At 64.0% G+C, this 13,429-nt stretch carries 9 protein-coding genes; 5 read left to right on the top strand and 4 right to left on the bottom strand.

Annotation, left to right across the window (positions count from 1 at the left end):
• Positions 1 to 7: 7 nt before the first annotated feature.
• Positions 8 to 769 carry a phosphoribosylaminoimidazolesuccinocarboxamide synthase gene (gene purC / locus FIU86_RS08155; RefSeq protein ID WP_152474628.1) on the bottom strand — a complete coding sequence of 254 codons (762 nt, stop codon included), beginning with the start codon at positions 767 to 769 and terminating at the stop codon, positions 8 to 10.
• A 159-nt stretch (positions 770 to 928) separates the two neighbouring features.
• On the opposite strand from purC, the gene FIU86_RS08150 reads away from it, so the two are divergent.
• The 3 genes from FIU86_RS08150 (at position 929) to bmt (ending at position 4,373) form a co-directional block, all read left to right on the top strand.
• Positions 929 to 1,243 carry a DUF1476 domain-containing protein gene (locus tag FIU86_RS08150; RefSeq protein ID WP_152474627.1) on the top strand — a complete coding sequence of 105 codons (315 nt, stop codon included), beginning with the start codon at positions 929 to 931 and terminating at the stop codon, positions 1,241 to 1,243.
• Positions 1,244 to 1,386: 143 nt separating this feature from the next.
• Positions 1,387 to 3,318 (top strand): phosphatidylglycerol lysyltransferase domain-containing protein, encoded by a 1,932-nt coding sequence (locus tag FIU86_RS08145; protein ID WP_152474626.1) that lies wholly within the window; start codon positions 1,387 to 1,389, stop codon positions 3,316 to 3,318.
• A gap of 32 nt (positions 3,319 to 3,350) precedes the next feature.
• Entirely contained in the window at positions 3,351 to 4,373 is a 1,023-nt protein-coding gene (gene bmt, locus FIU86_RS08140; RefSeq protein ID WP_152474625.1) for a betaine--homocysteine S-methyltransferase, read from the top strand.
• Between the two features lie 171 nt (positions 4,374 to 4,544).
• Here bmt and FIU86_RS08135 read toward each other — a convergent pair whose 3' ends face one another.
• Both FIU86_RS08135 and FIU86_RS08130 read right to left on the bottom strand, forming a co-directional pair.
• Positions 4,545 to 5,387, bottom strand: coding sequence for a hypothetical protein (locus FIU86_RS08135; RefSeq protein ID WP_152474624.1), 843 nt, complete (start codon positions 5,385 to 5,387; stop codon positions 4,545 to 4,547).
• Positions 5,388 to 5,486: 99 nt separating this feature from the next.
• Complete coding sequence (locus FIU86_RS08130) at positions 5,487 to 7,919, bottom strand: FAD-dependent oxidoreductase (protein WP_152474623.1); 2,433 nt, start codon at positions 7,917 to 7,919, stop codon at positions 5,487 to 5,489.
• A gap of 318 nt (positions 7,920 to 8,237) precedes the next feature.
• On the opposite strand from FIU86_RS08130, the gene FIU86_RS08125 reads away from it, so the two are divergent.
• Positions 8,238 to 10,655 (top strand): FAD-dependent oxidoreductase, encoded by a 2,418-nt coding sequence (locus tag FIU86_RS08125; RefSeq protein ID WP_152474622.1) that lies wholly within the window; start codon positions 8,238 to 8,240, stop codon positions 10,653 to 10,655.
• A 31-nt stretch (positions 10,656 to 10,686) separates the two neighbouring features.
• On the top strand, positions 10,687 to 11,286 hold the full coding sequence (locus tag FIU86_RS08120; protein WP_152474621.1) for an NTP transferase domain-containing protein: 600 nt from the start codon (positions 10,687 to 10,689) through the stop codon (positions 11,284 to 11,286).
• A 110-nt stretch (positions 11,287 to 11,396) separates the two neighbouring features.
• On the opposite strand, the gene FIU86_RS08115 is transcribed toward FIU86_RS08120, so the two are convergent.
• Positions 11,397 to 13,202: a Hint domain-containing protein gene (locus tag FIU86_RS08115; RefSeq protein ID WP_152474620.1), complete on the bottom strand. Its 1,806-nt coding sequence runs from the start codon at positions 13,200 to 13,202 to the stop codon at positions 11,397 to 11,399.
• Between the last annotated feature and the right edge of the window lie 227 nt (positions 13,203 to 13,429).

Below are 13,429 nucleotides of genomic sequence, written 5' to 3'. Positions count from 1 at the left end.
GATCCTTTTAGTTGATCAGCGTCGGTTTGGTCACGGGCGTGTTCGTCTTGGGCATGACGCCCAGGCGCTTGGCCACCTCGGTATAGGCGTCGGTCAGCGAGCCCAGGTCGCGGCGGAACACGTCCTTGTCGAGCTTCTGCCCGGTCTCGATGTCCCACAGCCGGCAGCTGTCGGGCGAAATCTCGTCGGCCACGATCAGGCGCATGAAATCGCCGTCATAGACGCGGCCGATCTCGATCTTGAAATCCACCAGCTTGATGCCGACGCCGTACATGACCCCGGAAAGGAAGTCGTTGACACGCAGGGCGAGCGAAAGGATATCGTCCATATCCTGCTGGGTGGCCCAGCCGAAGGCGGCGATATGCTCTTCGGTGACCAGCGGATCGCCCAGAGCATCGTCCTTCAGGCAGTATTCCACGATCGGGCGCGGCAGCTGTGTGCCCTCGTCCATGCCAAGCCGCTTGGCCATCGACCCGGCGGCATAGTTGCGCACGATCACTTCCAGCGGGATGATCTCGCAGGAGCGAACCAGTTGTTCGCGCATGTTGATGCGTTTGAGGAAGTGGTTCGGGATGCCGACATTCGTCAGACCCATCATGAAGTATTCCGAGAGCATGTTGTTCAGCACGCCCTTGCCTTCGATGACGTCCTTCTTTTCCGCGTTGAAAGCGGTGGCGTCGTCCTTGAAATACTGCACGATGGTGCCCGGTTCGGGGCCCTCGAACAGGGTTTTCGCCTTGCCTTCGTAGATTTTCTTGCGCCGCGCCATGGGCTCTCTTTCATCTGGGGCCGCGGTAAGGGACTCGCGGCGTGTGGCGTTCTCATAGTCTATGCGGCGAAATGGGGCAAGGCGGCCTTATGGACTTGCGTCCAAGCGGGCTTGCGGCCATATCTTGGAGGACTGAAATACCTGCCCGGGGAGAGCCTGATGAGCACCTTCGACGATCGTGAAAACGCATTTGAGAACAAGTATGCCCACGACGAGGAAATGAAATTCAAGGCCGAGGCGCGGCGCAACAAGCTGCTGGGCCTGTGGGCGGCGGAGATCCTGGGCAAGACCGGCGACGATGCGGACGCCTATGCCAAGGAGGTCGTGCTGTCGGATTTCGAGGAAGCCGGGCACGAGGACGTGGTGCGCAAGGTCGCGGGCGATCTGGGCGACATGGCCGATGCCGACACGATCCGCTCGAAGATGGACGAGCTCTTGCGCGTGGCGCAGGAACAGATCATGAAGGAAACCTGAGGGCGCGTGGGTTTTCACCCACCCTACAGGCGCGCGGGGGCGATTGGGCCCCGGCAATCTTTCGACAATTTGATCTGTTAAGCCGCTGGTAATGCCGCGCCACTAGCCTTGGACCAATATGGTCTAGGGAAGGACGGTGCTGCATGTCATCACGGGTGTTGCGCGTCGCGTGGCCGGGCGCGACGGGCTGGGTGCGTCTTTCCCTGCCGTTATTTCTTGGCGTGGCCTGCATCTGGGTCCTGATGCGGCAGGTCGACGAGGGTGCTTTTGCAGGGCTGGGCGAGGTCATGGCGCAGTTGTCGGCCTGGCAATGGGCGGGCGCGGTGCTGGCGACCGCCGTCAGCTTTGCCGCGCTGGGCCAGTATGACGTGATCCTGCACAAGCACCTGCGCACCGATATCCCGGCGCGACAGGCGCGGCTGAGCGGAGCGGCGGCCATCGCGATCGGGCAGACCGTGGGGATGGGCGTGATCTCGGGCGCGCTGGTGCGCTGGCGCTTGCTGCCGGGACTGAGCCTCGTGCAGGCCACGAAACTTGCGACCGGCGTGGCGGTAACCTTTCTGATCGGGCTGAGTTTCGCGCTGGGCCTGGCCGCGCTGCTGTCGCCGTCGGACCTGTTGCCGGCCGCCCTTCCCCTGTTCCTGCTTTTGTTGTTTGGTGTCAGCACGATACTCGTCTTTCTTCACCCCCGCATCCACCTGCGGGCCCTGACCTTGCGAATGCCGAGCCTTTGTGCGCTGGGAGCCATCGCGGGATTGACGCTGATAGACACGGTTTTTGCCGGGATCGCGCTGTGGTGCCTGATGCCCGAGACGGTCGCGATGTCCCCTGGCGCGCTCGTGCCTGTTTACATGATCGCGCTTGGCGCGGCGCTTCTGAGCGGGACGCCGGGCGGGCTGGGGCCGTTCGAGCTGGTGCTGGTGGCCTTGCTGCCGCAGGTGCCCGATACCGAGCTTCTGTGCGCCATTGTCGCCTTCCGGCTGGTCTATTACGCCCTGCCCGCGATTCTGGCCGGGATTGTGCTGATCCGGCCCCTGCCCGAGGGCCTGCGCCCCGGCACCATCAAGCGTGCATTACACGAATCCGATCTTGCCGGGCCGGCGCAGGCCGAGGCGGGTTTGTGCCGCCAGAGCGGCGCGGAAGTGCTGGCGCTGGGCACGCTACGCCTGCCGGTGATCCGGCCCGGGCAGACGCTGTGCATGTTGTTCGGCCCCCTGTCCGCGCCCGGCGCGGCGGGCCCGCGCCACGCGCTGGCGCTGATGCGGGCCCATGCCACGCGCGAGTCGTTGATACCGCTGATTTACAAAGCTGATGCGCGGCTCGCCGCGACCGCCAGGGCCCGCGGATGGCAGGCGCTGCACGTGGCCGACGACATGGTTCTGCGCCCGGCCGATTTCAGCACCGAGGGCAGCGCCTTTCGCCAGCTCAGGCGCAAGCTGCGCCGAGCTGCGCAATCCGGGGTGACGGTGGCGCGGGACACGACCCCGCCCTGGGCGGCGATGCGCGAAATCGACGCCGCCTGGCAAGCCCGGCAAGGCACGGCGCGGGGCATGACCATGGGCCGGTTCTGCCCCGGTTACCTGAGCCATCAGGCGGTGTTTCTGGCCCGGCGCGACGAACAAGTCGTCGGGTTCGCCAGTTTTCACATGGGGCGGCGCGACTGGTGCCTCGATCTGATGCGGGCGGGCGATGACGCGCCGGAGGGCACGATGCATGCCCTGATCGCGACAGTCGTGGCCGAGGCCCGGCAGGCGGGGGTCGCTCAGCTGTCGCTGGCCGCCCTGCCCCCGGCGCACGGCCCGCTGGCACGGCTGGCGGAGCGTTTCGCGCCCGCGTCGGGCCTGGCGCAGTTCAAGCTCAGCTTTGCCGCCCGGCGGGTGCCACGCTACGCATTGGGCCGCAGCCGGATCGGGCTTTGGCTGGGCCTGCTGGACCTGTGGCTGGCGATCCGCCGCCCCAACGCACGCGCCGGTGAGCGCGGTGCCGCGGGTGAGCGCGGTGCCACGGTGGCGGATGATACGCCGGTTCAAGAAGATGATGACGATTATGGGTTTGCGCGCGCGCGGAATGTATGAGATTTCCTGCCCAACATCGCAAAGGGCTGCGCATGACCAACGCATTGAGCAAAATGATGGCCGGGCGGGACTGGATCCTCGCGGACGGTGCCACGGGCACCAACCTCTTCAATATGGGGCTGAGTTCGGGCGACGCGCCCGAGATGTGGAATGTCGAGCATCCCGACCGGATCGAAAAGCTTTACGCCATGGCCGTGGATGCGGGCAGCGACCTGTTCCTGACCAACTCGTTCGGCGGCAACGCGGCGCGGCTGAAGCTGCACGGCGCGCAGAAGCGGGCGCGTGAACTGAGCCGTGTCTCGGCCGAGATCGGGCGCGAGGTGGCCGACCGCCGCGACCGCGCGGTGGTGGTGGCCGGGTCCGTCGGCCCCACCGGCGAGATCATGGCACCGATGGGCAGCCTGACCCACGATTTGGCGGTGGAAATCTTTCACGAACAGGCCGAGGGGCTGAAGGAAGGCGGCGCGGATGTGCTGTGGCTGGAGACGATCAGCGCCCCCGAGGAATACGAGGCCGCCGCAGAGGCGTTCAAGCTGGCCGACATGCCGTGGTGCGGCACGATGAGTTTCGACACCGCAGGGCGTACGATGATGGGCCTGACCTCGGCCGACATGGCGGTGATGGTCGAAAAGCTGGATCACAAGCCGCTGGCCTTTGGCGCAAATTGCGGTGTGGGCGCGTCGGACCTGATGCGCACGGTGCTGGGATTCGTGGCGCAGGGTACCGAGCGGCCGATCGTGGCCAAGGGCAACGCGGGCATACCGAAATACGTGGATGGGCATATTCATTACAATGGCACGCCCGACCTGATGGCCGACTACGCCGTGCTGGCGCGTGATGCAGGTGCGACGATCATCGGCGGCTGCTGCGGCACCATGCCGGAACACCTGTCGAAAATGCGCGAGGCGCTTGAGACGCGGCCGCGCGGCGACCGCCCGACGCTGGAGCAGATCACCGAAGCCCTGGGCGCGTTTTCCTCGGCCGTCGACGGCACCGAAGACGACAGCGGCGACACGCCCCAGCCAACGCGGCGCAACCGCCGGCGGCGCGGTTGAGCCAAGCGACCTGATCGCGCATCCCAAGCTCGGAAATGGTGCGCCGGTCTGAGGCGCGGCGTAGGCCAGCCGGCGGACTGCCGGACAAGCCGGGACCAGGCGTTCACCTTGACCGTGATAGGCCGGGCGCAGGAGCGGTTCGAGGCGTAGGGTGGATGAAAATCCTCGCCCCTATCCTGTCGGGGTCTCGGCCGCCGTCCGCGCATCGCGGTAGAGCTCGGTCAGGATGGCGGCGCCCAAGATCACCTGCAATGTGAAGCAGACCTGAATGAGGGCCAGATAACCGATGCTGAAACGGTACGGCTCATAAGAGCCCTCGGGCGGGATGTATCCGAACACCCATGTTTCGGGCAGCAGGTCATAGGCCCAGAACGACGGCCCCCATAGCAGCAGTGTGCCGATCATGGCCAGCGCCGCGCAGACCAGGGCCGCCGGTTCCAGCCGCGCGGTCAGTGCCCATGACGCAAGTCGCGCTTCATCAGCCGCGCGCACGGCGAGGTGCGGCAGGCCAAGCGCCAAGCGGAAGAACATCCAAGTGAAAAGCCAAATGCAAAGCGTGCTCACCAGCAGGCCGTTCACGCTGAACTGGTCGAAAACGAATTCGCTGCCGACAAGCCACCGCGTCAGTGTTCCCGCGGGCAGGCAGCAATATTCGAGGACGATCAAGGGCACGAAGATCAGGACCAGCAGGATCGCCACGAAGATGCCCAGGACGACCCATTCGACGCCGTATTTCGCCATGCGTCCGGGTGCGGGGCGTGGCCCGAAAAGTCCAGGCATCTCGTTCAGCAGGCGAAAGCGGTGCCAGCCAACGGCGACCATGGCCACGAAGATCACATCGGCGAGTGTCACAAGGACCGTTGCAAGCGGTGCTTCGGGGTCGCCGCCAAGCTCGATAAACAGGTCCAGAGCAAGTCGCACCAGGCTCGGCACCGCGACGATGCGCAACGCCGGCCCCGGTGCGGAAAGAACCGAGCGGAGCGCGTCCAGAAAAACCGTCAAACCGTTACGCATGGCGTCCGCCCCAATCCCTTCGCCATTCCGATATCGGCGCGAGCCGGCTGCGCACAGTCAGGGATTCAATACCCCTGACCGGCGCAGACAGGGCTTGACTCAGGCGCGCAGTTTTTCGCCCTTGGGATCGAAGGGCGGCTCGTGCAGGATGCGGGCCTTGTGCGGGCGGCCCAGCACCATGACCTGCACATCGTCGCCGGGTTTGACCGTGCCGGATTTGACGTAGCCCAGGGCAAGGCTCATTCCGACGGTGTATCCGTAAGTTCCGGAGGTGACGCGGCCCACTGGCGTGCCCTGCGCATCGCGGATTGGCTCGCCCCCGGTGGCGTCGGCATTGGAGGCCGTGACGTCCTCCTCGTCGATATGGATCAGCACCAGTTCTTCGCGCGTGGGTTCGGCCATGGCCTTTTCCGCCGCGGCCTTGTTCAGGAAGTCCTTGTCCATCTTGCAGAGCGGCTTGAAACCGACTTCGTGCGGGAAATATTCGGGGCTGTATTCGCGACTCCACGAGCCGTAGCCCTTTTCGACGCGCATGGACATGAGCGCACGGGCGCCAACGGGACCGGCGTTGAAGTCCTTGCCTGCTTCCAGAAGGGCTTTGTAAAGCTTCTCCTGATCCTCGGTCTTGCAGTGCAGTTCCCACCCCAGATCGCCGGTGAAGCTGACCCGCAGGGCAAGGCATTCAACGCCCGCGATGTCGATCGTCTTGGAGCGCATGAAGGGGAAATCCTCGGTGGCGAGGCTTTCGTTGGTCAGGCGCTGCAGCATCTCGCGCGATTTCGGCCCGGCGACGTTGAAGCCGCACATGTCCTCGGTCTTGGTCTCAAAGGTGGTGCCCTCGGGAAGTGGGACCATGTCGAAGAACCGTTTGTGATAGCGTTCGGCCATGCCCGAGGAGACGACCCAGAATTCATCCTCGGCCACGCGCGTCACCGTGGCGTCGCCCGCGATGCCGCCGCGCACGCCGATGAGCGGCGTCAGGCAGGAGCGGCCCACGGATTTGGGCATGCGGTTGGCGAAGACGGCATTCAGCCAGTCCTCGGCCCCCGGCCCCTTCACGTGATACTTGGCGAAGTTCGAGATATCGATGATGCCCGCCCGGTCGCGCAGCATTTTGCATTCCTCGCCCACGGGTGCCCACCAGTTCTGGCGGATGAACCCGTTGGTGTCTTTCGTGCCGGGCTCATTGGCGAACCATTGCGGGTGTTCCCAGCCATAGTTCAGGCCAAAGACCGCGCCCATCTCTTTTTGCATCTCGTAGACGGGGCGCGTGCGCAGGGGGCGGCCCGCGGCGCGTTCCTCGTTGGGGTAATGGATGGCGAAGCGGTGGGCATAGACGTCCTCGACCTTCGCCTTGACGAAGTCCTGATCGTTGGCCCAGAGGCCAAAGCGCGCGATGTCCCAAGCGAACATGTCGTATTTCATCTCGCCTTCGACGATCCACTGGCTGACCATCAGGCCCATGCCCGCCGATTGGCTGAAGCCGGGGATGATGCCACCGACCATGAAGTAGTTTTTCAGCTCCGGCACGGGGCCAAGGATCACGTTGCTGTCGGGCGACCAGATCATCGGGCCGTTGATGACCCGCTTGATCCCGGCCTCGGCGGCGACCGGCACGCGGTCCATCGCGCGCATCACGTTTTCCATGATGCGTTCGAGGTCGTCGGGGAAAAGGTCATGGGCAAAGTCGAGCGGCGTGCCATCCTCGGCCCAGAAGCGCATGTCACGCTCGTAGGCGCCGATGAGCAGACCCTTGCCCTCTTGCCGCAGGTAGTATTCGCCGTCGCGGTCGGCGACCGACGGCAGGCGGCGGTCCATGCCCTCGATATCGGCGATTGTCTCGGTCACGAAATACTGGTGCTCGGTGGGTTGCAGCGGCACCTCGATGCCCGCCATTTTCGCCACTTCGCGGCCCCAGAGACCGGCGCAGTTGATGACCCATTCGGTTTCGATATTGCCCTTGGGCGTCTCGACGATCCAGGTGCCGTCGGGTTTCTGCGTGGTGGCCGTGACCGGCGTGAAGCGGTGAATTTCCGCGCCGCGCTGGCGGGCGCCCACGGCATAGGCGTTGGTGACGCCAGAGGGGTCCACGTTGCCGCCGTCGGGTTCCCACATGATGCAGCGGATGCCGTCGAAATTGACCAGCGGGTGCTTTTCCTCGGCCTCTTCGCGGGTGATCTCGTAGAAGTTCATGCCGTAGAGTTCGGCCTTGGCGGCTTGCAGCTTGAGTTGATGCTCGCGGTTTTCGGTCTGCGCGAGGTAGAGCGAGCCGGGCTGGAAGACGCCGCAGCTTTGGCCGGTTTCCTCTTCCAGGCTGTTATAGAGGTTCATCGTGTAGTGCTGCAGGCGGCTGATATTGGCGCTGTCGTGCAGACCATGGATGTTGGCCGCCGCATGCCAGGTCGAGCCGGAGGTCAGCTCGTCGCGCTCCAGCAGCACGACGTCGGTCCATCCTAGTTTGGTCAGGTGGTAGAGCACCGAGCATCCGATGACGCCCCCTCCGATGACAACGGCCTGTGCATGAGTCTTCATGTTGCTTCCCATCTCGCTGTTTGGCAGCACACTGCCCCAGCGGGACAGCGCGCGTTTGTCGGTTCCCGACATCATCGGTCGTGCGAGGGCGATTTGTCATGTCGTTTCCGACAGGGGGTTACGGTTTGCGGCAGGGTCCAGCAATGGTGCACATCGCACGCCGAACAATGACGCAGCTTGCGGCGCCGCCGCGGAATCGCCGCGCCGCAGTCCGGCACTTGTTTGGCACCCCTTTCCGACACATCCTGTCGCAAACGGACATGAAGCACGCCCGTAACCCGACAGTCTGGGGGCAACACCAAGCGCAAGGAATATCCCATGAAAACCACCACCCGAGTGGCCGTGATTGGCGGCGGCGTTGTCGGATGCAGCGTGCTGTACCACCTGACGAAACTGGGCTGGTCGGACGTGATGCTGATCGAACGCTCGGACCTGACCTCGGGGTCGACCTGGCATGCCGCCGGGGGCTTTCACACGTTGAACGGCGACACCAACATGGCCGCGCTTCAGGGCTATACGATCAAGCTTTACAAGGAGTTGGAAGAGATCACCGGCATGTCCTGCGGGTTGCATCACGTGGGTGGCGTGACGCTGGCGGACAACAAGGATCGCTTCGACATGCTGCTCGCTGAGCGGGCCAAGCACCGCTACATGGGGCTGGAGACCGAGATCGTCGGCCCCGAGGAAGTGCGCAAGATCGCGCCCGTGACCAATACCGATGGTATCATCGGCGCGCTTTACGATCCGCTGGATGGGCATCTGGACCCGTCGGGCACCACGCATGCCTATGCCAAGGCGGCGCGGATGGGCGGCGCCACGATAGAGACGCATTGCAAAATACTGGAAACAAATCCGAAACCGGACGGGTCGTGGGAGGTGGTAACCGACAAGGGCACGATCCTTGCCGAGCACATTGTCAACGCCGCGGGCCTCTGGGCGCGCGAGGTGGGCGCGATGGCGGGCGTTTACGTGCCGATCTACCCGATGGAGCATCAGTACCTGGTGACCGAGGAAGTGCCGGAGATTGCAGCCATCATTGACAGTGGTGCTGAGCACCCGCATGTGATGGACCCCGCCGGCGAAAGCTACCTGCGGCAGGAGGGGCGTGGCCTGTGCATCGGGTTCTACGAACAGCCCTGCCGCGCCTGGGCGGTGGATGGAACGCCTTGGGAGTTCGGCCATGAACTGCTGCCGGATGACTTTGACAAGATCGAGCAATCCATTGATTTCGCGTATAAACGTTTCCCCGCACTGGAACGCGCCGGGGTGAAGTCAGTCATTCACGGGCCGTTCACTTTTGCGCCGGACGGCAACCCGCTGGTGGGTCCGGTGCCGGGGTTGCGCAACTATTGGTCGGCCTGTGGCGTAATGGCCGGATTCAGCCAGGGCGGAGGCGTGGGCCTGATGCTGGCGCAGTGGATGACGACAGGGGAGTGCGAGCGGGACGTGAGCGCGATGGACGTGGCGCGATACGGCGACTGGATCACGCCCGGTTACACCCTGCCCAAGGTGATCGAGAATTACCAGAAGCGGTTTTCCGTCAGCTATCCGAACGAGGAACTGCCCGCCGCGCGCCCCTTCCGCACGACGCCGATGTACGACATCTTCGACGGCATGGGCGCGGTCTGGGGGCATCAGTTCGGGCTGGAGGTCGTGAACTATTTCGCGGAAAGTGACGAGCCGCGGTTCGAGACTCCGAGTTTCCGGCGCTCGAACGCGTGGGAGGCCACGGCGCGCGAGGTGAAGACCGTCCGGCAAGGCGTTGGAATCAATGAGGTTCACAACTTTGGCAAGTACCTGGTGACCGGCCCCGGCGCGCGCGACTGGCTGGACCGGATCATGGCCGGCCGCATCCCGAAACCGGGGCGGATCAGCCTGACGCCGATGCTGTCGCATGCGGGGCGGCTCATTGGCGATTTCACGGTGTCCTGCCTGTCGGACGAGGCGTTCCAGCTGACCGCCTCTTATGGGGCGCAGGCCTATCACATGCGCTGGTTCGAGCAGAACGCGGCAGACGGCGTGACGGTCGAGAATATCTCGGACCGGCTGAACGGATTTCAGATCGCGGGGCCGAAATCGCGCGACCTGCTGGCGGCCTGCACGCGGGCCAACATTTCCGACATGGCGTTCATGGATCTGCGGCATATGTCCGTGGGCATGGTCGACTGCCTCGTGCAGCGGGTCAGCTATACCGGGGATCTTGGTTTCGAGATCTATTGCGATCCGATGGCGCAGCGGGCGCTCTGGGATGAATTGTGGAGCAAGGGTCAAGACTTTGGCCTGAAGCCGTTCGGGATGCGGGCGATGATGTCTCTTCGGCTGGACCGCTTCTTTGGCTCGTGGCTGTCAGAGTTTTCGCCGGATTACACGCCGGGCGAGACCGGGATGGACCGCTTCATCAGCTTCAGGAAAAACGCGGATTTCATCGGGCGCGCGGCGGCCGAGAAAGAACATGCTGAGGGCGCCAAGCGGGCGCTGGTGGCGTTCGAGGTGGACGCAACGGATGCGGATGTGAACGGGTATGAGCCGGTCTGGATCGACGGGACCGTGCAGGGGTTCTGCACCTCGGGCGGCTATTCTCACCATGCCGGAAAATCCATCGCGCTGGCGCTGATCCCGGCGGACCATGCCAAGCCGGGGCTGGAGGCCGAGATCGAGATCCTCGGCGAGATGTGCGCGGCAAGGCTGTTGACCGAGCATCTGTTTGACCCCGACATGACGCGGATGCGAGGGTAAGCCGGGATCAACCACAAGAGGCTTGGCAGCGGTGACACTCGGGATCGTTCTGCCCGCGGCGGGCGCGTCCTCGCGGATGCGGGGGCGCGACAAGCTGTTGGAAGACGTGGACGGTGTACCGCTTTTGCTGCGGCAAACTCGGCGGGCGTTAAGCCTCGGTTTACCTGTTCTTGTTACCCTGCCCTTAGACTCCGGAGCGCGCGCAAGCAGCCTTGAAGTCGCGGCAAACACGGGTCTGGAGCGGCGGCCAGTCCACGATGCGGCCAGCGGTTTCAGTGCGTCGCTGCGCGTGGCAGCGAGCTGGGCCATGGAACGGGATATGAGCGGGCTGATGATCATACTGCCTGACATGCCCGACCTGGATGCGGATGACATGCACGCGGTGGCTGCGCTGCACGCGGACCACCCGCGCGACGTGATCCGTGCCACGGATGCTGACGGGCGCTTTGGGCATCCGACTCTCCTGCCCGCCCGGCTGTTGCCGGCGCTGGTCACATTGAGCGGCGATGCCGGCGCGCGGGAGGTGATCGCGCCGGAAAAGACACGGCCCTGCCCCCTTGGTGGAGACAGGGCCACGTTGGATCTGGATACGCCCGAAGCCTGGGCGAAATGGCGGGCCGCGAAAGGCTGAAGCGTTTCGCCTTTAACCTGAGCCATCGGCGAAAGCCGAAACGCGTACAACGAATGGCTGTTGTGCTGCGTTTCGCGATTAGCTGAACATCAGGTTTATCGCGAAACGCTTTAGCGCAAGGACTGTTCGACCAGCAGCTTCGCCTCGTGCGCCTTGAGCGACAGGCGGGCCGCCTGGTAGCTTTCAAGTCCCGCTTGCGTGGCGAGTTCGGGGAAGAGCGTCAGGATCTCGTCCCGGCTGTCCTGCCCCACGCCGCGCATCGAGTAGTCGCCGGGCTGGAAGCTTTCGGACCATGCCGCGTCGGCCAGAATGACCTCGTGATGGTTGAACATCAGGTGAATGTAGCTGATGGTGTCTGTGACCGCGTGATCCACGCCATCTAGCCCGGTCAGGTGCTTGGCCGCGACCAGCACCTCGCGCTCGCCGAACATGACCTCGGCCAGTTCGTTGGCCAGAAGCATCCGGTGGTTCGGGCTGACCAGCATGTCGCGATCGGGCATCTCGGCCCCGAGCGCGCCCTTACGGATCAGGATAGGCTGGAACTTGGGCATGCCCGCCAGATCGGCCGCGTCAAGGTCGCGCCGGCCGATCCAGCGGATCTCGCGGATGCCGTTGTCGCGGGTGAAGACGCGGTCGCCGGGTCGCAGCGTTTCGACCGCGCGGGTGCCGTGCGGCGTGGCGATCTGCGCGCCGGGCATGAAGCAGACGATCAGATCCTCGATGTCTGTGTAGTTGATATTGGCCGTCTCACTGCCGCGCTGAAGCTGGATCTGGCCGTTGAAGCCGGGGTTGCCGTTGGTTTCCGGGTTGCGGGTGAAATTCGTGACCTGCCAGCCCGCGTCGCGCAGCGGCGTGATGTCGAGCGTGTCGAAATCGTCGCCGGTCGAGTCCCCGTTCACCGTGGTGTTGTTGACGCCCGAGGTGCCCAGCTGATTGATGATGAAGGTGTCGCGGTCTGCGCCGCCATTCAGAATGTCATTGTCGCCGCCGCCAAAGATCGTGTCATTGCCCGCGCCGCCCTCCACGGTGTCGCTGCCGGCGCCGGCGTCGATCTCGTCATCGCCGCCCTGCCCGAAGATCTCGTCATTGCCTGTGCCGCCGAGAATAGTGTCATCACCTTCCTCGAAAGGTGTGACCACCGGGTCGTCTATCAGGTCGCCCGAGAGCGAGAAACCGGACGCCGAGGACCGGGTTTCCAGCGTGAATTCGATGAATTCGCGGTTCTCGAACGAGGCCGAGAACCACGCGTCCTGGTCCGATGGGTCGTTCGTTTCTGTGCCCGCCGCGTTGACCACGCCACCCGAGGTGGTGACATTCAGCGACGTGTCGCCCGAGGTCGAGAAATCGGTAAAGCTGCCGGCGTCGATTTCTACCGATTCTTGGTCACCGGGACTGTTGCGATCGAGGTCATTCCACGTTGCAGTGGAATTCAGCGCCACGTTCTCGCCGGTTGCCGGATTGAAGAATTCAAGGCGGAAGGTCGCGGTTTCTCCGGTGTCGCTGTTGCGACCGCTGGCGTTCAGCAGGATTTCGAAGCCGTCCCCGCCCGAGAGGTCGATGTCCATGCGCCGGTCAGAGGTTTCGACCAGCACGAGACGCCCGGATATCGGCGTGCCGTCCTCGAGCGTGGCGACGTTGCTGTAGACCGCAACGTCGCCCACATTGGCATTGTTGTTGCCAGAGGCACTGTCGGACACCAGGTTGTTGATGTCCAGCGTGATCGGCGAAGCATCGAGCCCCAGCGCGGTACCCTCGCCCGCGTCGCCGAAAAGCACGTCGTTGCCGGAGCCGCCGTCGATGGAATCGTTGGCGCCCTCGCCCGAGATACGGTCGTTGCCGCCCGCGCCAGTGATGGTGTCGGGATCGTTGGTGCCTTGCAACGTGTCATTGCCGGACGTGCCGGGAATGGTAGCCATGGCAGTGGCCTCCTGAAAGCGCTGGCGAACCTCCCCCGAGATGCACCACATTACTGTCTAATTTTAAACTTGATTATGCCACTCTTTAGCCAACCTTCAGGGGAAACCCTAGAAAAATTCTTCGTATCTAGGATAACGCGGCGTCAATTCGCGATTTTGCAGGATTGTTGTTCACCAAAACGAAACAATCCCGGCCAAAGGCCGGGATTGTTACCTGGAACTCGGGT

The organism is Roseovarius sp. THAF9 (assembly GCF_009363715.1).
Classification (GTDB): domain Bacteria; phylum Pseudomonadota; class Alphaproteobacteria; order Rhodobacterales; family Rhodobacteraceae; genus Roseovarius.
This window is presented reverse-complemented; position numbering and strand designations above follow the sequence as displayed.